The organism is Pseudoduganella sp., from assembly GCF_041914865.1.
Classification (GTDB): domain Bacteria; phylum Pseudomonadota; class Gammaproteobacteria; order Burkholderiales; family Burkholderiaceae_D; genus Rugamonas.
In genome coordinates this window covers 13088-33538 of the sequence record NZ_JAYSCO010000050.1, presented here as the reverse complement: position 1 = coordinate 33538, position 20451 = coordinate 13088, and the positions used below count along the sequence as shown (strand labels likewise).

The following is a 20451-nucleotide window of genomic DNA, read 5'->3' as shown; positions in this document are numbered from 1 at the left end:
GCGCTAGAGATAGCGCGCGCTCCAGGCGGCGATCAGGTTCGCCGCATACACCGCATCCTCGCGCCGCGCCAGCAAGTGGTCCGCCGTATCGAGCGAGACGAAACTCTTCGGATGCTTGGCCGCCGTAAAAATCTCCAGCGCATTGTTAATGCCGACCGTCGTATCGCCCGGCGCATGCATCACCAGCAGCGCCTTGCGCATGCCGGCGATCTTGTTGCGCAGGCTGTGCTCGGCCACGTCCTCCAGGAACTGGCGCTTGATGCGGAACGGCCGCCCGGCCAGCTGCACCACGGCTTCGCCGCGCGCGGTAATCTCATCAAGCTGTTCGCCGAACAGGTGGGCCACGTGCACCGGGTCGCTGGGCGCCGCGATGGTCACCACCGCCTGCGCCTCCGGCACGGTGCCGGCCAGCGCCAGCGTGGCGGCGCCGCCCAGGCTATGCCCGATCAGCAGGCGCGGCGCCTGGAACTCGCGCCGCAGGAAGCCGGCCGCCGCCTGCAGGTCCGCGACATTGGATGAAAAATTGGTGTTGGCGAAATCGCCCTCGCTGGCGCCAAGCCCGGTGAAATCGAAGCGCAGCACGGCGATGCCGTGCTCCGTCAGCGCCTGCGCGATGCGGCTGGCCGCAAACACGTCCTTGCCGCAGGTAAAGCAGTGGGCAAACAAGGCGTAGGCGCGCGGCGCCGTGTCCGGGGCATCGAGGCGCGCCGCCAGCATCTGGCCGTCGGCGCCGGGGAAATCGAGTCGTTGTGCGAACATATGCCGTCTCCTCTGTTTTGCGCCCCATCATACGCCGCTTTTGCCGCGCCTACCCGCCCTCCACCAATCGGTTCAGCGCCACCTGCAGCTGCTCGCCGATGCGCTCCAGGTCGGCCGCCGCGTCGTACAGCGCCGACATCTCGCCATGCGCCAGGTGCCCCAGCATCTGCCGCGCCAGCTCATGCTGCGCCTCGTGCAGGCGGTAGGCCATCTGCACCAGCTCCCCCGCCTGCGGGCTGTGCACTGCCTCGTCCAGCCACATATCGAGCCGGCACTGCTCCTCGATAAATGAGGGCGGCGGCGGCTCGCGCCGCCGCACGTAGCCCAGCAATGCCTTGATCCAGGCCTGGTGCTCGACCGTGGCCACCAGCAGTTGCGCGCTGTTGCGGCCCAGTACCCGGCAGCCGGCCAGGCCCTCCGGCAAACGCCATTGGGCCGCCCAGGCGACCACCTGCTGCGGCGGCATGGGGCGGGCGATGCCATAGCCCTGCCCCATCAGGCAGCCCATCTGTACCAGCATGCGCGCGTGTTCGATGCTCTCCACCCCTTCCGCAATGACTTCGCGCTTGAAGGCGGCCGCCATGCCGAGCACGCCCTCCAGGATGGCCAGGTCGTCCGAGTCCACCAGCATGTCGCGTACGAAGCTCTGGTCGATCTTGATGCGCTTGGCCGGCAACTGCTTCAGGTACAGCAGGGAGGAGTAGCCGGTGCCGAAATCGTCCAGCGCGAACGGCACGCCCAGCGCCGCGCATTCCGCGATGGTCTGCGAGACGTGGCCGATATCCTCCAGCGCACTGGTTTCCAGCACCTCCAGCTTGATGCGGCCGGGCGCCACACGCGGGTTGGCCTGCAGCTTGGCGCGCAGGCGCTCGACAAAATCATGCTCCTGCAGTTTGGGGCTGCTCATGTTCACGCTGACCGAGATGTCCAGGCCCTCATCGAGCCAGCACTGGTGCTGGCGCAGGGCTTCGTCCAGCACCCAGTTGTCGAGCGAGGCGGCCACCGGATGGCCCTCGATCAACGGCAGGAACTCGGCCGGCGGCAGCAGGCCGCGCACCGGATGCTGCCAGCGGATCAGCGCCTCCAGCGAATTCAGCTCGCCGCTCTGCAGGTTCACGATCGGCTGGTAGTACAGCACGAATTCGTGGTTGGAGATGGCGCGCGCGATTTCTTCCACCGGACCGCTCAGCTGCGCCTCGCTCGGCTGCAGATCCTCGCCAAACAGCGCGTAGCGGTTTTTCCCCAGCGTCTTGGCGCGGTACATGGCCTGGTCGGCCTGCCGCATCAGCTGGTCGGCGTCGATGTCCACCGCCTGCGGGTAGACCGCCACGCCGATGCTGCCCGTCACGCGCAGCACCTTGCGGTCGACCACCACCGGCGCCGCCACCGCCTCCAGCAGGCGCACCACCATCGGCATGAAATCGACCACGTTGTGCAGGTCGTCCAGCACCACCACGAACTCGTCGCCGCCCAGGCGGCACACGGTGTCGCATTCGCGCGTGGCGTGCGTCATGCGCGAGCCGAGCGCCACCAGCAGCTGGTCGCCGTATTCATGCCCCATCTCGTCGTTGATGGCCTTGAAGCCATCCAGGTCCAGGTAGGCCACCACCAGCCGGCTGCCGCGCCGGCGCGCCTGCGCCATGCCGTGCTGCAGGCGGTCCGCCAGCAGGCGCCGGTTCGGCAGGCCGGTCAGCGGGTCGTAATGGGCGATGCGGTCCAGGTGCTGCGCCTGCAAGGTCTGCTTGGTGATATCGGAAAAGATGCCGACGTAGTTGAGCGCCTTGCCGCGCGCATTGCGGATGCCGGTGATGGTCAGGCGCTCCACATACAGTTCGCCCGATTTGCGCCGGTTCCAGACCTCGCCCTGCCAGAAATTATCCTTGTGCAGGCGCTCCCACATGCAGTCGTAGAACTCGGCGTTCTGGCGGCCGGAACTGAGCATGCTGGGGTTGCGGCCAATCGCCTCGGCACGCGTATAGCCGGTGATCTTCTCGAACGCGCCGTTGACGTCGATGATGGTGGCGTCGGCCGCCGTGATCATGATGCCCTCGCCTGCATGCAGGAAGACGCTGGCGGCAAAGCGCAGCTTTTCCTCGTTGCGCTTGCGTTCCGTGATGTCGCTCAGGGTGCCGGACGCGCCGCTGGCGGCGCCATCCGGACCAATGGTCAGGCGCGCGAACACTTCGACCCAGCGGAAGCTGTTGTCGCGGTGCAGGTAGCGGATTTCATGCCGGCAGTACTCGATTTCGCGCTTGAGCAGGGGCAGGAAACGCTGCTGGTTCAGCTTGCGGTCTTCCGGCCACAGGAAATTGAGGAAGGGCTTGCCCAGGCTGTCCTGCACGGCGTGGCCGGTCAGCTCCTCCCAGGCCGGGTTGAGGAACGTCCAGCGGCCGGACGCGTCGGTCTGGAAGACAACCTCTTTCAGGTTGTCCAGCACGGACTCGGCCAGCTTGGCCCGTTCGCCGGCGGTGGGAAGGAAAAGTTGATTTGGCATCAGAAAATTATAGTTGGAGGCCCTCCTCTAAAAATTGCCCTAGATCAAATTTGGTTCTGAAATCAAGCGAACATTCCGTGCAGGAACCAGCGGATGTCCTCGGTGCCCGCCGTGCGCTCGCGGTACACCCAGTAATAGGCATGGTCCTCGCCCTCGGCAATGAAATAGTCGCGGCTCTGGGTCTGGCTCCACCAGCCGGCCTCGATGCGCTCGGCGGCCGAGACCATGCGCAGGCGCGAGCCGTAGTAAGGCCGGTGGTCGCGCAGCAGCAGCGGGATCGGCTTGGGCAGCAGGAAGGCCGGGCGCGGCAGGCTGCGCGGCGGCAGCTCGGCGGCGACGTCGGCCGGGCGCACTTTCTCGTGCAGCGGCACCCAGCGGTTGGCCACTTCCGGCCGGTAGTCGGCCTTGGGATAGGCTTGCAGCACATTTTCGGCGCCCAGGCGTGCCACCAGCACTTCAAACAGGCGCTGGCGGTCCTGCGGGCTGCCCCCGGGTTCCGGGAACAGGGAGTCGCTGAGCGGGGCCATGGGCTCGACCTCGGGCGCCTCCAGCACCAGGCCGATGGCCGGCGCCGGCAGCTCCAGCTTGGCCAGCCGTTCTTTCAGCAGGCGCACAATGTGCTCTTCGCGCCAGGTGGCTTCGGCCAGCACGATCTCCAGCGGCGTGGGCGGGCAGGCCTGGCGGCCGCGTTCGTGTTCGAGCAGCAGGCGCAGGCGCACGACGGCGAACTGGCGCGCGCACAGCCAGCCGCTCATCTGCTGCAGCAGGCGGCAGGCGCCGGCCAGCAGCAGGTCGGTGTTTTCGATGCGGCCGAACAGTTCCAGCCGGGCGTGGAAGCTGGGCGGGGCGGCCAGCCATTGGTGCATTTCCGGCGCCAGGCCCTGGGCCGCGTCGAGCATCTCCAGCACCTCGCCACCGCAGCGGCGCTGCAGGCCGGGGCGCGGCAGGCGCAGCAGGTCGCCGATGCTGAGGCAGCCGATGCCGTCCAGCCAGCGCTGGTGGCGTTGCAGCGGCGGCAACAGGCTGACCGGCAGGCGCTGCAGCACGCGCTGCAGGCTCTCCAGCTTGAGCGTGCGGCCGCCGCCGGCGCACGCCAGCAGCCAGGCGCCGCGCGCGGTCGGCGCCACGCCCAGCACGCCGCTGAAGCCAAGCTTTTGCAGGCTGGCCCGCACCAGGCGGCACAGGCGGCGGATGCCGCCAAACAGGCGCAGGCTGGCGCCCACGTCCAGCAGCAGGGTGGCGCCCTCGCCCGGCGCGACTTGCGGCGTGTATTGCAGCATGGCCAGGGCCACCGCGTGCAGGGCGGCCTGCTCTTGCTGCGGGGCACGCTCGTGCATCCGGGCCTCGGGCGCCAGCATCAGGGCGCCACTGCGGCGCATGCCGGGGCGCACGCCCATCTGGTGGGCGCGCCGGGAAACGGCCAGCACGCCCTCCTGCTCCAGCACCACGCTGCACTGGTCATCCGACCAGTTCGGACAGAATACTTCGAGCGGTAACCGGGTCAGGTACAGGCCGATCCACAGACGCATGGCGTTGCAACAAGGTTGGGGTTAATGGGAGGAACAGCGGCGTGTCGCGCTGCGGTCCCCGGCGTTTGATGAATTCGATCTCGATGCCGCCGCGCGCCGGGCGCAAGGCCAGCCGCAGCGGCGCGGGGGAGGAATCCTGGGCCGCGGCCAGCGGGCGCAGCAGGAAGAACAGGGTGGCGCCGCATTGCGCCGCCAGGTGCAGGCGGCGCAGCGCCTCGGTGCGCATGTGCTGCTGCCACAGCAGCACGGCGCCGCAGCTGCCGCTGCGCAGGATTTGCTCGGCCGCCCACAGGCTGTCGGCCGGCTTGCCGGTATTGCGGATCCATAGCAGTTGCTCCGGAGGCAACTCCATGCCGAGCGGTTGCGGCGACAGCGGCGGTTGCACCAGCGCCACCGGCAGCTTCTGGGCGGCCAGTGGGGGTTGTAATAAGCGCAACTCGCCGATGCCGGGCTGGGGCAGCAGCAGCTCGGTCAGCTGGCCCTGGGGCCAGCCGCCGCCCGGTAACTGGCGGGAAAAGACGGGGATGCCGGTATCCACGCACGGCGTCGTACCGCGCGTCAGTTGCGCGGCGAGCCAGAGGGCGGGATGCAGGGGTTGGGGGTCTAAAAGCGCCATGGTGGATTATACTGTATATGCATACAGTATAATCCTACGGACGCGGGGTGAAAACCTGTTTCAGCGTCTGCGCATCCAAAACCGCTTCGCTCCATTGCGCCAACTGCTCGACGCTGGCGCGCCGCAGGCGCTTGCGGGTGGTCGCCGACGGCGGCCCAAAACGGCTCGCCAGTTGCCGTTCAAGCAAGAGAGCCGCCCCTTCGCGCCGGCCTTCCTCGCGGCCTTGCTTCAAGCCTTTCTTCACGCCGCGTTTTTCGCCGCGCTCCAGGAAGATTTCTTCCAAAGGTCCAAGCCAAATCACTTTCAACCTCCGTTCAAACCGGGCAATCCTGCGCCACATACGCAATTCAAGCTCGTCGGGCAGGGGCAACAGCCAATGCACCATCACGAACAAATCGATGATACGCCGCTTGCGCCACCCGCGCTGGTACAGAAGATCAAGCAGCCGGCACTTGGCGGCGTAGCGCGCTTCCGGGTCGCCATGGGTCCGCTGGGCGAGGAGATGCGCCGCCGCGACCAAGGCAAACACATTGCGCTCCACCAGCAGTTCATCCACCAGGTCGGCATAATCGGCGATCCTCGCCACCGGAAAGCAAAAGCCCAGCGCCATGCCGAGAATGTTTTCCTGCAAGAAGTAAGCTCGCCAGCGCTTGCCCGCGTCGGCCAGCACGACAAGGCTGACAACCGGCAAACCGTGCAGCTTGGACAACGTCTGTTTGTAGTCCAGTATGCGCGAGGCCAGCTCGGGGTCGCGCTGGGATTGCACTTCGATATGCAGCAGCACTTCGCGGCCATCGTGCAGGATGGCGCTGGCCAGCATATCGGCGATTAAAGTATGCGGGCGGCCACCGCTGCCCAGCCGGGCCGCCTCCTTGTCGCGCAAAGGGCGCGGACGCAGGTGCGCGATCTCCCGCCACTGGGCCGGGAAAAAGAAGGCCATGAAATCCGGCAGGTAGCGCTGCAAGGCGCGCTTCCAGGGCGTGTCGTAGCGGTCGCGGGGGCGGGTGGGCATGGGGCGACTCTAGCTCCGCCGGCGCGCCTCCGCTGTCGAATTACGCAAAGATAAGGCAGATGGCGGAGGCGCTGATAGAATCGGCAATGTTGTCCACTTACATCCTGCCAGTCATGCAATATATCGGTGCCATCCTGTTTGCCCTCGCCCTGCTCCACACCTTCAGTGCCAAATCATTCGAACGCCTGTCGCACCGCTTCCCGCGCCACGGCGGCCTGCTGCACCTGCTGGGCGAGGTGGAGGTGGTATTCGGCTTCTGGGCCATGGTGCTGCTGGTGGTGATGGCCTTCGTGGCGGGGCCGCAGAACGCCATCGCCTACGCGGAAACGCAGCAATACACCGAGCCGCTGTTCGTGTTCGTGGTGATGGTGGTGGCGGCGTCGCGCCCGGTGCTCGATTTCGTGCAGCGCCTGGTGGACCTGCTGGCGGGTGGACGCCCGCTGCTGCAGGCCTGGCTCGGCCTGGCGCTAGTGCCGCTGGCCGGTTCGCTGATCACCGAGCCGGCAGCCATGACGCTGGCCGCGCTGATGCTGGCGCCGCAGATCTTCCGCGACGGTGTGCCGGAATGGCAGAAGTACGCCGCGCTTGGCGTCTTGTTCGTCAACGTGTCGATCGGCGGCACGCTGACCGCCTACGCCGCGCCGCCAGTGCTGATGGTGGCCGCCACCTGGCAATGGGACAGCGCCTTCATGGCCGCCAACTTCGGCTGGAAGGCGACGCTCGCGGTGCTGGTCAATGCCACTGCCGTCACCTGGCTGCTGCGCGCCCATCTGCGCCAGGGCGCCGGCGGCAACGCACCTGCGGCCGGCGCGCGCGCGCCGCTCGGCACCAGCTTGATCCACCTCGCCTTCCTGGCCGCGGTGGTGGTGCTGGCGCACCATCCGGTGCTGTTCCTCGGCCTGTTCCTGTTCTTCTTGGGCTTCACCAGCGCCTATCCGCAGCACCAGTCGCCGCTGATCCTGAAAGAAGCCTTGCTGGTGGGTTTCTTCCTGGCCGGCCTGGTGGTGCTGGGCAGCATGCAGCAATGGTGGCTGCAACCGATTGTCGAGGGCTTGCAGCCACTGGCGCTCTTCTTCGGCGCGCTCGGCCTGACGGCGATCACCGACAACGCCGCCCTCACCTATCTCGGTTCGCTGATCGACGGCATCTCACCGCAAGCGCAATACATGCTGGTGGCCGGCGCCGTGGCCGGCGGTGGCCTGACCGTGATTGCCAACGCCCCCAATCCGGCTGGCGTCGCCTTGCTGCGCAAGGGTTTCCGCGATGAATCGATCGGCGCACTCGGCCTGCTGGCCGGCGCGCTGGCACCAACGGCTGTCGCGGCGCTGGCGTTCTTCTTGTAGCGCGCGCCTTGCGTTTGCGGCTTGGGCTATCCTGCCTCTCACCCGTTCACACAATGAGGAGAGGCAGAATGAGCTACCTAGACCGCGACAAATTCGGCATCTATCGCGACCGTGACGATAACGATGGCCCTGGCCCACGCCTGATGGGCGCTGACACCCTGATGGGTGAAGACGTCTACAACCGCCAGGAAGAGGACCTGGGCGACATCAAGGAAATCATGCTCGACATGCAGACCGGCCAGATCGCCTATGCCGTGCTGTCCTTTGGCGGCGTGCTGGGCCTGGGCGACAAGCTGTTTGCCGTGCCATGGCAAGCCTTGCAGCTGGACACTGTGAACAAGCGCTTCGTGCTGGACTGCAGCAAGGAAAAGCTTGAAAACGCGCCCGGCTTCGACAAGGACCGCTGGCCCGACATGGCCGATCCGGAGTTCGGCACCCAGATCCACAACTTCTACGGCACCACCCAGGCCGGCATGCGCACCTCGACCGGCAGCGTGATGGGTTCCGGCACCAGCACCATGCAAAGCGGCTCGACTTCCGGCAGCAGCTATAGCGGCGGCTCCAGCGGCAGCATCGGCGGCGACAAAGGTAATTACTGATTGGCAGGAATTGACGGTTTTCTGTCAGGCCCGCAGCGCACATAAGGCAGACAATCGGCTGGTTTTTCAACCAGCCGAACTGCCATGCGTACACTGATTTCCCTCCTCCTGTTTTTCCTGGCCTGCGCCCATGCGGGCGAACTCCCCGGCTACCAGCCGCGCCCCGGGCATGAACGCCCGCTGGTCGCAGTCCTCGGTGACGGCGTGTCGACCGAGATCACCGACTTTCTCCTGCCCTATGGCGTCCTGCAGCGCGCCGCCGCGGCCCAGGTGCTGGCGGTCGCCACCGAAGGCAACACCATCACCATGAATACCGGCCTGCGCGTGCAGGCCGACCTGGATGCCGCCGCCTTCGACCAGCGCTTTCCGGAAGGTGCCGACTATGTGATCGTGCCCGCCATGCGGCGCGCGCAGCACGCGCCGACCCTGGCCTGGCTGCAGGCGCAGGCGGGCAAAGGCGCCACCATCGTCAGCATCTGCGACGGTGCGCTGGTGCTGGCCCACAGCGGCCTGCTGAAAGGACGGCGCGCCACGGCGCATTGGGCGACGCACGACTACCGCAAGGAGAATTTCCGCGACACCGAATGGCTGTCCAATGTGCGCTATGTGGCCGACGGCAAGGTAGTGTCGAGCGCCGGCATCAGCGCCGCCATGCCGCTCTCGCTGGCCCTGGTGGAAGCCATCGCCGGCCGCGACAAGGCGGCCGCCGTGGCTGCCGGCGTGGGCGTGCAAGACTGGAGCAGCAAGCACGATAGCGGCAGCTACGCGCCCCAGTTCGGGCGCAACCTGAACGTGTGGCTGACGCATTACACCGACCGCTGGTTCTACACGGTGCAACCGGTCGGCTTGCCGCTGGCGGCCGGCTTTGATGAAATCGCGCTGGCCTACACCAGCGACGCCTACACCCGCACCCACCGCAGCCAGGTGCTGGCCGTGGCCGACAGCGCCGCCCCGCTGGCCAGCCGCCATGGCCTGAAGGTGCTGCCGGACCGGGTGGCGGGCAGCGCCGACGCCCCGGCCGCCATGCTGCCGGGACTGGACCACACGCTGGACCAGGCCCTGGCCCGCATCGCCGCCACCTACGGCGCCCGCACCGCCCAGCGCGTGGCGCTGGAATTCGAGTACCCCGGCTATCCGCCGCAGTAAAATGGCGGCATGCCGCCCACCCGACCCTGCCGCCCCTGCCGCATCGTCCTCCTCGCCTACCAGGACATGAACCTGCTGGACCTGACCGGTCCCCTGCAGGCCTTTGCCAGCGCCGCCCGCCGCCATTCGGCCGGCGGGCCGGCGCTGTACGAAACCATAGTCGCTTCCGCCGCTGGCGGCCTGGTGGCCAGCAGCTCAGGCCTGGCCGTGATGACCGTGCCGCTGGCATCGCTGGAAGGCGTGGCAATCGACACCGTGCTGGTGCCGGGCGGCTGCGCCGGCGACGCCTACTTCGCAGCGCCGCCGCTGGTGGACTGGATCAGCCGGCGCGCGCCGCAGGTGCGGCGCCTGGCCTCCGTCTGCACCGGCGCCTTCATGCTGGCCGCCACCGGCCTGCTGGACGGACGGCGCACCGCAACGCACTGGGAATGGGTGGAACGCCTGCAGCGACTGCATCCCAAGGTGCAGGTGGATGGCGACAAGATCTATGTGCGCGACGGGCAGATATGGTCGTCCGCCGGCGTCAGCGCCGGCATCGACCTGGCCCTGGCCCTGATCGAGGAAGATTACGGCCACCGCGTCGCGATCGAAACCGCGCGCCAGATGGTGGTGTTCATGAAGCGCTCCGGCGGGCAATCGCAGTTCAGCGCGCCGCTGTCGGCGCAGGCGCGCGAGGGCGGCCGCTTCGCCGAACTGCACGCCTGGATGGCGGCCAACCTGAACGGCGACCTGCGCGTGGAGCGCCTGGCCGAGCAGGCCGGCATGGGGGCCCGCACTTTCGCGCGGGCCTACGTGGCGCAGACCGGCAGCACCCCGGCCGCCATGGTGGAGACCATGCGGCTGGAGGCGGCGCGGCGCGCCCTGGAAGACTCGGCCCTGCCGCTGAAGGCGATTGCGGCGGCCACCGGCCATGGCAGCGAGCAGAACCTGCGCCGCGTCTTCCTGCGCCGCCTGGGCACCAGCCCGGGCGACTACCGCAAGCGCTTTAGCGCTGCATCGATTCCCACACCTTCATCAGGCGCTTGACCGAGACCGGCATCGGCGTGCGCAGCTCCTGCGCGAACAGCGAGACGCGCAGCTCTTCCAGCATCCAGCGGTATTCGACCAGTTTCGGGTCGGTGTTCTTGCCGGCGGATTTGTCGCGCATCAGACGCTGGTAAGGCGCGGCGGCCTGGTTCCATTCGGACATGGCCTTGGCGTCGCGCGCGGCGTCGGCGCGCAGCTTTTCCAGGCGCACGTTCATCGCCTTCAGGTAGCGCGGGAAGTGCGACAGCTGCGAGAACTCGTTCTCGATCAGGAAGCGCTTGTGCACCAGGCCTTGCAGCTGCTGCTGCATGTCCTGCGCCACCTGCTGGTTGATGCCTTGCAGGCGCTTGGGCAGGCCGTGGTATTCGGTCAGCACCTGCGAAACCAGGCGCGCGATCTCGTTCACCAGCAGCACGATGCGCGATTTGCCTTCGTCCTTGCGCTTGATGAAGCTGGCCTCATCCAGCGGCAGCGGGTCCTGCAGGCAGGCGATGTCGATCGCCTTGGCGATGATCTGGTCGCGCAGCTCTTCCTGCGTGCCCATGGACATGAACTGCATGCCCATCTGCTGCAGGTTGGGGATCGACTTCTCGACGAACTTGATCTGGTCGCGCATCTGCAGCATGAACAGGCGGCGCAGGCCGATGCGGTGGGTGCGCGCGGCCACGTTGGGGTCGTCGAACACTTCCAGGTCGCAGTGCGTGCCCTTGTCCACCAGCGCCGGGAAGCCGATCAGGCTAAGCTTGCCCTGCGTGATTTCCAGCAGCTCGGGCAACTCGCCAAAGCTCCAGGTGGTGATGTTGGTGTGCTGCGAAGCGCTCGCGCCGCCTGCTGCTGACGCAGCGGCTGGCGCGGCCGGCGCCTTGCCGGCGCCGCGCGCGGCGTCGGCGGCGATGCCGCCGTGCTTGGGCTTGGCCGCGCCAGCGCCAGTCCCGCCGCCGATGCCGCCGCCCGCCAGCTGCGCCAGTTGCGCGGCGGAGGCTGGCGTGTTGCCGCCTTCGGCCATGCGCTGGAAGCTCTGGCGCGCCTGCAGGCCGTACTCCGCCTGCAGGGTGGCCAGGTTGCGCCCCATGTCAAGCTGGCGGCCATGCTCGTCCACTACCTTGAAATTCATGAAGTGGTGCGCCGGCAGCTGCTCCGGCTTGAAGTCGGAGGTCAGCACACTGATCGTGATCTGCTTGCGGATGTCGGCGATGATGGCGTCGACCAGGTCGCCGCGCCCGAACTCGGTGCGCTCGCAGAATTTGGCGGCGTAGTCCGGCAGCGGCACCATATGGCGGCGCTGCTTCTGCGGCAGGGTCTTGAGCAGCAGGTGCACCTTCTCCTTCAGCATGCCAGGCACCAGCCATTCGCAGCGCTCGCGCGAGAGCTGGTTCAGCGCATACAGCGGCACCGTCAGGGTGACGCCGTCGCGCGGCGTGCCCGGCTCGAAGTGGTAGGACAGCTGCATCTCCATGCCGGCCGCCATCATCTTCTTCGGGAACAGGTCGGTGGTAATGCCGGCCGCCTCGTGGCGCATCAGGTCGTCGCGCACCAGGAACAGCAGCTTCGGATTGTCGTGCGACGCATCCTTGTACCACTTCTCGAAGCCGGCGCCGTTCACCACGTCGGCCGGGATTTCCTTATCGTAGAAGGCTTCGATCAGCTGCTCGTCCACCAGCACGTCCTGGCGGCGCGACTTGTGTTCGAGGTTCTCAATCTCGCGCACCAGCTTGTGGTTGTGGGCGAAGAACGGGGCGCGCGTATCGTAGTCGCCGCCCACCAGCGCGTCGCGGATGAAGATCTCGCGCGCTTCCACCGGGTTCTTCTGGCCATAATTGATGCGGCGCTGGCTGTATACGACCAGGCCGTACAGGGTGGCGCGCTCGGAGGCGGTGACCTGCGCCGGGCGCTTCTCCCAGCGCGGTTCGCCCCAGGACTTCTTCAGCAGGTGGCCGCCGATCTTCTCGATCCACTCCGGCTCGATGCGCGCCACGCAGCGCGCGTACAGGCGGGTGGTTTCCACCAGTTCGGCGGAGACGATCCACTTGCCCGGTTTCTTCGACAGGTGCGAGCCGGGCCAGATATGGAACTTGATGCCGCGCGCGCCGAGGTAGGCGCCGCCCGGCTCATCCTCACCCTTGAAGCCGATATTGCCCAGCAGGCCGGTCAGCAAGGCCATATGCAGCTGGTCGTAGGTGGCCGGCAGCTCGTTGGTGCGCCAGCCCTGCTCTTTCACGATGGTGAGCAGTTGCGAGTGCACGTCGCGCCATTCGCGCAGGCGCAGCTGGTTCAGGAAGGTGGCGCGGCAGCTGTCCATCAGCTGGCGGTTGGACTTCTTGTGCTCGATGGCGTTTTCGAACCACTTCCAGATCTTCAGGTAGCTGAGGAACTCCGACTTCTCGTCGGCGAATTTCTTGTGCGCCTCGTCGGCCGCCTGCTGGTGCTCCACCGGACGGTCGCGCGGGTCCTGCACCGACAGCGCGGACGCGACGATCAGCACCTCGGTCAGGCAGTGGTACTCCTGCGCCGCCAGGATCATGCGGCCCACGCGCGGGTCGAGCGGCAGCTTGGCCAGCTTGCGGCCCAGCGGGGTCAGCGCGTTTTCGTCGTCGACCGCGCCCAGCTCCTGCAGCAGCTGGTAGCCGTCGGCGATGGCGCGGCCCAGCGGCGGCTCGATGAAGGGGAAGCTCTCCACGTCCGTCAGGTGCAGGGACTTCATGCGCAGGATGACCGAGGCCAGCGAAGAACGCAGGATTTCCGGGTCGGTGAACTTGGGGCGCTGCAGGAAGTCCTGCTCGTCGTACAGGCGGATGCAGACGCCGTCGGCCACACGGCCGCAACGGCCGGCGCGCTGGTTGGCGGCCGATTGCGCCACCGGCTCGATCTGCAGTTGCTCCACCTTGTTGCGGTAGCTGTAGCGCTTGACGCGCGCCAGGCCGGCGTCCACCACGTAGCGGATGCCGGGCACGGTCAGCGAGGTTTCCGCCACGTTGGTGGCCAGCACGATGCGGCGCGCGTTGGTGGTGCGGAACACGCGGTCCTGCTCCTCCACCGAGAGGCGGGCGAACAGGGGCAAGATTTCCACGTGCGGCGGGTGGTGCTTGCGCAGCGCTTCGGCGGCGTCGCGGATTTCGCGTTCGCCGGGCAGGAACACCAGCACGTCGCCGCTGCCGATGCGGCAGACCTCATCGACGCCGTCGACGATGGCGTCCATCAAATCGCGCTTTTCGCGGGCGGCGGCGGTGCGCGCGCCCTTGGCGTCCGCGCCTTGCTGCGCGCCGGGGACCGCGACCTGTTCGCGCTCGACCGGGCGGTAGCGCACTTCCACCGCATATAGGCGGCCGGAGACCTCGATCACCGGCACCGGCGGCTTGCCTTCCTGCGTGAAATGGCGGGCGAAGCGTTCGGCATCAATGGTGGCGGAGGTGATGATCACCTTCAGGTCCGGGCGGCGCGGCAGGATCTGCTTCAGGTAGCCAAGCAGGAAGTCGATGTTCAGGCTGCGTTCGTGGGCTTCGTCGATGATGATCGTGTCGTAGCCTTTGAGCAGCGGGTCGGTCTGGGTTTCGGCCAGCAGGATACCGTCGGTCATCAGCTTGACCGAGGCGCCCTTGCTCAGGGTGTCGTTGAAACGGACCTTGTAGCCGACGTTCTCGCCCAGCGGGGTGCCCAGCTCCACCGCGATACGCTTGGCGGTGGAGGATGCGGCGATCCTGCGCGGCTGGGTGTGGCCGATCAGGCCTTTCTGGCCGCGTCCCAGCTCAAGGCAGATCTTCGGCAGCTGGGTGGTCTTGCCGGAACCGGTTTCGCCGGAAACGATCACCACCTGGTGCTTGCGCAAGGCTTCCGCGATTTCCTGGCGGCGGCCCGAGACGGGCAAGTCTTCCGGGAAGGTGATCGGCGGCAGCGGGTTGCGGAAAGCGGCGGCGGCCTCGCGGGCGGCGCGCTGCTCCGGCGTCTCGCGCTCGCGGCGCTCGCTACGGCCGGCTGCGCGCGCGTCGCCGCCCGCCACGCCTTCACCCGGCCCGCGCGGCTGGCGCGCGCCGTCACGGCGGCCGTCCGCCGGCTGCCCCTCGCCTTGCGGCTGGCGCGCTTCACGGCGCACCGCGCCGGCGGCGTCACCGGGCGTGCGCGCGCCGCCTGGCGCCGGGGCGCGGCGGGCTTGCTGGCCGGGCTGGCCGGCCGGGCGGCGCGCTTCGCCTTGCGCGCGCGGGGCGCCGGGTTGCTGGGGAGGATTCTTCTTGCTTGCTTCAGACATCGTTTTTTACACTAGTTTGGGCGCGAAAACCGCGCAGCGCATTATAATGCGCGGATAATGGAAAACCCTATCCAATTCGTCTCCTGGCTGCGCTCCGTAGCGCCTTACGTCCACGCCTTCCGCGGCAAGACCTTCGTGGTCGCCTTCCCCGGTGAACTGGTAGCCGCCGGCGCCCTGCCGGTGCTGGCGCACGACCTGTCGCTGCTGCATGCGCTGGACATCAACGTCACCGTGGTCTATGGCTCGCGCCCCCAGGTCGCCGAGCAGCTGGCCCTGCGGAACGTGGAGGGCCGTTTCCATAATGGCATCCGCGTCACCGATACCGCCGCCATGGAATGCGCCAAGGAGGCCGCCGGCGAACTGCGCCTCGATATCGAGGCCGCGTTCAGCCAGGGCTTGCCGAATACCCCGATGTCGCACGCCGCCATCCGTATCATTTCCGGCAACTTCATCACCGCCCGCCCGCTGGGCGTGATCGACGGCGTCGATTTCGAGCTGACCGGCGTGACCCGTAAGGTGGATGCCGAAACCATTCATTCCATCATGGGTTCGGACGGCGTGGTGCTGCTGTCGCCGCTGGGCTTCTCGCCAACCGGCGAGACCTTCAACCTGACCATGGAAGACGTGGCCTGCACCGCCGCCATCGCGCTGCACGCCGACAAGCTGGTGTTCATCACCGAAACCGAGATGATGACCGACGCCGCCGGCGTGGAAATCCGCGAGCTGTCCTCGCACCAGGCGGAAGCCGTGCTGCAAGCCGGCTTCCTGCCGGATAACACCGCCTACTACCTGAAGCACTGCGTCAAGGCCTGCAACAACGGCGTCGAGCGTTCGCACATCGTGCCGTTCGCGATGGACGGCTCGGCCCTGCTCGAGCTGTTCACCCACGATGGCGTCGGCACCATGATCTCGCACGAGAACCTGGAGTCGCTGCGCCCGGCCACCATCGAAGACGTGGGCGGCATCATCAAGCTGATCGAACCGCTGGAAGCCGACGGCACGCTGGTCAAGCGCGGCCGCGAGCTGATCGAGCGCGAAATCGAGATGTTCTCGGTCATCGAGCACGACGGCGTGATCTTTGGCTGTGCCGCGCTGTACGTCTTCCCGGAAGAAAAAATGGCCGAAATGGCATGCCTGACCGTCAACCCCGATGTGCAAGCCCAGGGTGACGGCGAACGCATCCTGAAGCATATGGAAAACCGCGCGCGGGCGCAGGGCATCAGCAAGCTGTTCGTGCTGACCACCCGCACCGCGCACTGGTTCATCAAACGCGGCTTCGTGCCCGCCACTGTCGACGCCCTGCCAAAAGACCGCCAGCGCCTCTACAACTGGCAGCGCAAGTCGCAAGTGTTGATCAAGACCTTATAATCGACTTTTTGAGGAGTACCCAAGATGGCCCGTACCGTCCACTGCATCAAACTGAACAAGGAAGCCGAAGGCCTGGACTTCCCGCCGTATCCGGGCGAGCTGGGCAAGCGCATTTATGAATCGGTGTCCAAGGAAGCCTGGGCTGCCTGGATCAAGCACCAGACCATGCTGGTCAATGAGAACCGCCTGAACCTGGCGGACGTGCGCGCGCGCAAATACCTGGCGGCGCAGATGGAGAAGCACTTCTTCGGCGAAGGCGCAGACCAGGCGGCCGGCTACGTGCCGCCTTCGGCCTGATTAAATGGGGTACGTCCCCATTTAATTGATTGTCAGCGGCTGGCGACTGCCGGCTGCATCGGCTTGCACTGGCGCAGCTCGCAGCGCGCCAAAAATACCTTCCCGTTGTCGCAGGCCATCCGGTATACCTCGACCGGACCCGGCTCCGTCACCAGCCCCGCCCCCTGCCCGCCGCGGCATTGCTCGGCTTTCGCCAGGTTTTCCACCGTCACCGATGAAACCCCTGGGCGGAACTCCACTTTCTGCACTTCCACACCGTTCGCCATGACCGGGTTGGCAGCGGCCGACTGGACCGGCTTGCGCTTCACCGGGGCCTGGGCCACGGCGTCGTCTTTTTTCAGGAAGGGGATGTAGGAACAGGCACTCAACAAACCAGCAGCAAGCAACAGCAGGGACAGTCGTTTCATGGGCTTTCTCTAGGCGAGGAAAAAATCAGTATTTGATGGTGCGCACACCGTCCGGCGTGCCCAGCAGGCAGACGTTGGCGCCACGGGCCGCGAACAGGCCCACCGCCACCACACCGACGATCTGGTTGATCTGGCTTTCCAGCGCCACCGGATCGGTGATCGCCAGGCCGGCCACGTCGATGATGTTGCCGCCGTTGTCGGTCACGAAGGCCTCGTCCAAACCGGCCTTGGTGCGCACTTTCGGCTGGCCGCCCAGGGCTGCCAGCTGGCGCATCACGGCGTTGCGCGCCATCGGCAGCACCTCGACCGGCAGCGGGAACTTGCCCAGGGTCTCTACCAGCTTGGAACCATCGGCGATGCAGACGAACTGCTTCGAGACCGAAGCGACGATCTTCTCGCGGGTCAGGGCTGCGCCGCCGCCTTTGATCATATGGCCGGCCGCGTTGATCTCATCGGCGCCATCAATGTACACCGCGATCTCCGAAACCTCGTTAAGATCGAACACAGGAATGCCGTGGCCGGCCAGGCGTGCCGCCGTCGCTTCCGACGAGGCAACGGCACCCTTGATACGGTGCTTGATCTTGCCTAATTCATCAATGAAGAAGTTCGCGGTGGAACCGGTACCAACGCCGATGATTTCGCCATCGATCACATATTCGATAGCGGAAATAGCAACAGCCTGTTTCAATTTGTCTTGCGTCATAGTTACAATGGATTCAAGGAAGCGGATGGAAAAGATGGCGTATTTTATCCGAACTGCCACACTCACCCGGGAAAACCAGCGATGAAGCCAAGTACCGTACTTATTGTGGACGACAGCCGCGTGTCGCGCATGCTGACCCGCCAGCACATCCAGGTGCGCCATGCCGACTGGGTGGTGGAAGAAGCCGCCAACGGCGACGAAGCGCTGGCCAAGGCCGAGGGCTTGCAGCCCGACCTGGTGCTGCTGGACGTGAATATGCCCGGCATGAGCGGGGTCGACGCCGCCGCCGCCCTGCGCGTCATGCTGCCCAACGCCCACATTTCCCTCCTGACCGCCAATGTCCAGGCCGCCACGCGGCAGCGGGCGGAAGCGCTCGGCGTCGGCTTCATGGAGAAGCCCATCACCGCCGAACGCATCGCGCAACTGATCGCCCCGCTGGAAGCCTGATATGGTCAGGCTGACCGACCTCGAGCACGACGCCCTCGTCGAGCTGTTCAATATTGGCGTGGGCCAGGCGGCCTCGGCCATGAGCGAGATCGTCAACGAAACGGTCGCCATGTCGGTGCCGGCGATCAGCTTCCTGACGCGCGCGGCGGCGGCCAAACTGCTGGCCAGCCGCAGCACCGGCAACGGCCGCCTGTGCGGCATCAGCCAGCACTACAGCGGCGCCTTCGAGACCGAAGCCATCCTCATGTTCCCGGAGGAGAAAAGCCAGGAAATCGTGCGCCTGATGGTGGGCGAATCCATGCCGCTGACGGAACTGTCGGCCATGGAACAGGAAGCCATGAGCGAGATCGGCAACATCCTGCTCAACAGCTGCGTCGGCGCGCTGGCCGACCTGCTGGGGCGCGAACTGCAGGGCTCGCTGCCCGCCTACCACGTCGGCTACAGCGAAGACCTCCTGGTGCAGGCCGGCAGCGGCGAAACCGCCGTGCTGATGCTGCACATCGAATTCACCATTGAACGGCGCCAGATCACCGGCGACGTCGCCTTCATCATGGACATGACGGCCCTGCAGGACTTGAAGCAGCACGTGGCCGCCTTCCTGGAGCGCACGGTCGGCGGAGAGCTGCCATGAGGTGCTCGGTCGAATCCGTGCCGCTGCTGCAAGGCGTCATCGACTGCATCGACGTCGGCGCGCTGGTGCTGGATGCCAACCATTGCATCGTGCTGTGGAACCGCTGGATGAGCCAGCACTCGGGCGTCCTGAGCGCCGAAACGCTGGAGCGCAATTTTTTCGACCTGTTCCCCGAGCAGCGCGACAAGCGCCTCGACACCGCCATCGGCCAGGCGCTGAACAACAATATGCCGGCGCTGCTGTCGCAGACCCTGAACCGCTGGCCGCTGCCGCTGTACAGCAACAAGGCCGCCGCCGAGAAAGGCGTGCGCATGCAGCAGCAAATCACGGTCACGCCGCTCAACCTGGCCAACGGCGAGCGCTATTGCCTGATCCAGGTGAGCGATGTCAGCGCCGCCGTGCAGCGCGAAAGCCTGCTGCGCGAACAGGCCATGGCGCTGCGTTCGCAAACCCTGCTGGACGACCTGACCGGCGTCGCCAACCGGCGCCACTTCGACATGGCGATCGACCGCGAAACGCGGCGCGCGCGGCGCATGGGCACCTCGCTCTCGCTGATGATGCTCGATATCGATTTCTTCAAAGCCTATAACGACCACTACGGCCACCAGCAGGGCGACGCCTGCCTGGAGGCGGTGGCCTCCGCCCTGTCCACCATGCAGCAGCGCCCGGCCGACCTGTTCGCGCGCTACGGCGGCGAGGAGTTTGCCGTGATCCTGCCCGACACCCCCGGCGACGCCGCGGTGATGATGGCCAACGCCATGTGCCGCAAGGTGCGCGACCTGCGCATCCCGCACCAGGCCTCGCGCACCGACGAGCGCATCGTCACCATCAGCATCGGCGTCGCCAGCACCGACGCCGGCCACGCCGGCGAGGTGTACGACCTGATCAACGCCGCCGACCGCGCCCTCTACCAGGCCAAAGCTTGCGGCCGCAACCGGGTCGAATCGTTGTGAAAACGTCAGTCTTTATCGCCAGCAGCCTGGATGGCTTCATCGCGCGCGAGGACGGCAACCTCGACTGGCTGATGTCGCGCACGCCGGTCGACAGCGACACCGGCTACGACGCCTTCATGGCCGGCATCGACGTGATCGTCATGGGGCGCTACACCTTCGAAACCGTGCTGGGCTTCGACGACTGGCCTTACGAAGGCAAGCGCGTAGTGGTGTTGAGCCGCATGCTGGACGAAGTGCCAGTCACGCTGGCCGGCAAGGTCACGTTGCACCCCGGCCCGGTGCGCGCACTCTACGATGCGCTGGCAGCCAGCGACTGCCAGGGGCTGTACGTGGACGGCGGCCAGACGGTGCAAAGCTTCCTGCGCGAGGACCTGGTGGACGAGCTGACCATCACCACCATCCCGGTCCTGCTGGGACGCGGCATTCCCCTGTTCGGCCACACCGGCCATGACATCCCCCTGCGCCATACCGGCACGCGCCAGCTGCCGGGCGGCCTGGTACAAGACAGCTACACGACGCGCCTGGTCGGTTAAAGCAGCTCGATGCCGAAACGCCGCACACCCGCGGCGAACACCGCGAAGCAGACCACCGTCAGCACCACGCAGGCGCCCAGCGTCGGCCAGAAGCCAAGGCGCGGCAGCAGCCAGGGAAAGGCCAGGAACATCGGCAGCGTCGGCACCACGTACCAGAAGGTGTACCAGGCGTGGTTGGCAATTTTCTCCTGCGGCTGCTGCTCGACATACAGCCAGATCAAGGCCAGGACGGTGACCATCGGCAGCGCCGCGACCAGCCCGCCAATCCGGTCGCTGCGTTTCGCCAGTTCCGACACCGCCACCACCACGCCAGCCGTCACCAGGTACTTAAAAACCAGCCATGCCATC

Annotated in this window: 19 protein-coding genes; 10 read left to right on the top strand and 9 right to left on the bottom strand. The window is 66.6% G+C overall.

What is annotated here, in order from left to right; genetic code table 11:
• Window positions 1-3: 3 nt before the first annotated feature.
• From ACE3TQ_RS20070 to ACE3TQ_RS20050, 5 genes are all read right to left on the bottom strand, one after another.
• On the bottom strand, window positions 4-759 hold the full coding sequence (locus tag ACE3TQ_RS20070; RefSeq protein ID WP_374584286.1) for an alpha/beta hydrolase family protein: 756 nt from the start codon (window positions 757-759) through the stop codon (window positions 4-6).
• 49 nt (window positions 760-808) lie between these two features.
• A complete protein-coding gene (locus ACE3TQ_RS20065; protein WP_374584284.1) occupies window positions 809-3253 on the bottom strand; it encodes an EAL domain-containing protein in 2445 nt (814 codons plus the stop codon).
• 62 nt (window positions 3254-3315) lie between these two features.
• The gene (locus ACE3TQ_RS20060) at window positions 3316-4782 is read right to left on the bottom strand and encodes a DNA polymerase Y family protein (protein ID WP_374584281.1); all 1467 of its coding nucleotides are present in this window, start codon (window positions 4780-4782) and stop codon (window positions 3316-3318) included.
• The gene (gene imuA / locus ACE3TQ_RS20055) at window positions 4712-5398 is read right to left on the bottom strand and encodes a translesion DNA synthesis-associated protein ImuA (protein WP_374584279.1); all 687 of its coding nucleotides are present in this window, start codon (window positions 5396-5398) and stop codon (window positions 4712-4714) included. Before imuA ends, ACE3TQ_RS20060 begins: the two co-directional genes overlap by 71 nt.
• Window positions 5399-5432: 34 nt before the next feature.
• Window positions 5433-6410 carry a DUF4351 domain-containing protein gene (locus ACE3TQ_RS20050; protein WP_374584277.1) on the bottom strand — a complete coding sequence of 326 codons (978 nt, stop codon included), beginning with the start codon at window positions 6408-6410 and terminating at the stop codon, window positions 5433-5435.
• Between the two features lie 86 nt (window positions 6411-6496).
• Between ACE3TQ_RS20050 and ACE3TQ_RS20045 the strand changes: the two genes are divergently transcribed.
• The 4 genes from ACE3TQ_RS20045 (at window position 6497) to ACE3TQ_RS20030 (ending at window position 10524) form a co-directional block, all read left to right on the top strand.
• The gene (locus ACE3TQ_RS20045; RefSeq protein ID WP_374584275.1) at window positions 6497-7753 is read left to right on the top strand and encodes a putative Na+/H+ antiporter; all 1257 of its coding nucleotides are present in this window, start codon (window positions 6497-6499) and stop codon (window positions 7751-7753) included.
• 68 nt (window positions 7754-7821) lie between these two features.
• Window positions 7822-8352 (top strand): PRC-barrel domain-containing protein, encoded by a 531-nt coding sequence (locus ACE3TQ_RS20040; protein ID WP_374584273.1) that lies wholly within the window; start codon window positions 7822-7824, stop codon window positions 8350-8352.
• Between the two features lie 84 nt (window positions 8353-8436).
• A complete protein-coding gene (locus ACE3TQ_RS20035) occupies window positions 8437-9498 on the top strand; it encodes a DJ-1/PfpI family protein (RefSeq protein WP_374584271.1) in 1062 nt (353 codons plus the stop codon).
• Window positions 9499-9507: 9 nt separating this feature from the next.
• Entirely contained in the window at window positions 9508-10524 is a 1017-nt protein-coding gene (locus ACE3TQ_RS20030) for a GlxA family transcriptional regulator (protein ID WP_374584269.1), read from the top strand.
• Here the strand turns inward: ACE3TQ_RS20030 and hrpA are convergent.
• Window positions 10484-14764 (bottom strand): ATP-dependent RNA helicase HrpA, encoded by a 4281-nt coding sequence (gene hrpA, locus ACE3TQ_RS20025; RefSeq protein WP_374584267.1) that lies wholly within the window; start codon window positions 14762-14764, stop codon window positions 10484-10486. The genes ACE3TQ_RS20030 and hrpA overlap by 41 nt on opposite strands.
• A 57-nt stretch (window positions 14765-14821) precedes the next feature.
• On the opposite strand from hrpA, the gene argA reads away from it, so the two are divergent.
• Complete coding sequence (gene argA, locus ACE3TQ_RS20020) at window positions 14822-16132, top strand: amino-acid N-acetyltransferase (RefSeq protein WP_374584265.1); 1311 nt, start codon at window positions 14822-14824, stop codon at window positions 16130-16132.
• 24 nt (window positions 16133-16156) lie between these two features.
• Window positions 16157-16429, top strand: a complete 273-nt coding sequence (locus tag ACE3TQ_RS20015; protein WP_057261247.1) for an oxidative damage protection protein — start codon at window positions 16157-16159, stop codon at window positions 16427-16429.
• 32 nt (window positions 16430-16461) lie between these two features.
• On the opposite strand, the gene ACE3TQ_RS20010 is transcribed toward ACE3TQ_RS20015, so the two are convergent.
• On the bottom strand, window positions 16462-16836 hold the full coding sequence (locus ACE3TQ_RS20010) for a hypothetical protein (protein WP_374584263.1): 375 nt from the start codon (window positions 16834-16836) through the stop codon (window positions 16462-16464).
• Window positions 16837-16861: 25 nt separating this feature from the next.
• A complete protein-coding gene (rpiA, locus tag ACE3TQ_RS20005; RefSeq protein ID WP_374584262.1) occupies window positions 16862-17539 on the bottom strand; it encodes a ribose-5-phosphate isomerase RpiA in 678 nt (225 codons plus the stop codon).
• Window positions 17540-17620: 81 nt separating this feature from the next.
• Here rpiA and ACE3TQ_RS20000 point away from each other — a divergent pair, with 81 nt between their 5' ends.
• From ACE3TQ_RS20000 to ACE3TQ_RS19985, 4 genes are read left to right on the top strand one after another with little or no spacing between them, the layout of a single operon-like run.
• Window positions 17621-17986, top strand: a complete 366-nt coding sequence (locus ACE3TQ_RS20000; protein WP_374584260.1) for a response regulator — start codon at window positions 17621-17623, stop codon at window positions 17984-17986.
• Between the two features lies 1 nt (window position 17987).
• Window positions 17988-18617 (top strand): chemotaxis protein CheC, encoded by a 630-nt coding sequence (locus ACE3TQ_RS19995; protein ID WP_374584258.1) that lies wholly within the window; start codon window positions 17988-17990, stop codon window positions 18615-18617.
• Window positions 18614-19570: a diguanylate cyclase gene (locus ACE3TQ_RS19990; RefSeq protein WP_374584256.1), complete on the top strand. Its 957-nt coding sequence runs from the start codon at window positions 18614-18616 to the stop codon at window positions 19568-19570. The genes ACE3TQ_RS19995 and ACE3TQ_RS19990 overlap by 4 nt, the downstream gene beginning before the upstream one ends.
• Window positions 19567-20103 carry a dihydrofolate reductase family protein gene (locus tag ACE3TQ_RS19985; protein ID WP_374584254.1) on the top strand — a complete coding sequence of 179 codons (537 nt, stop codon included), beginning with the start codon at window positions 19567-19569 and terminating at the stop codon, window positions 20101-20103. Before ACE3TQ_RS19990 ends, ACE3TQ_RS19985 begins: the two co-directional genes overlap by 4 nt.
• On the opposite strand, the gene ACE3TQ_RS19980 is transcribed toward ACE3TQ_RS19985, so the two are convergent.
• Window positions 20100-20450, bottom strand: coding sequence for a DUF3147 family protein (locus ACE3TQ_RS19980; RefSeq protein WP_374584252.1), 351 nt, complete (start codon window positions 20448-20450; stop codon window positions 20100-20102). The two genes, ACE3TQ_RS19985 and ACE3TQ_RS19980, sit on opposite strands and share 4 nt — an antisense overlap.
• Window position 20451: the final 1 nt, after the last annotated feature.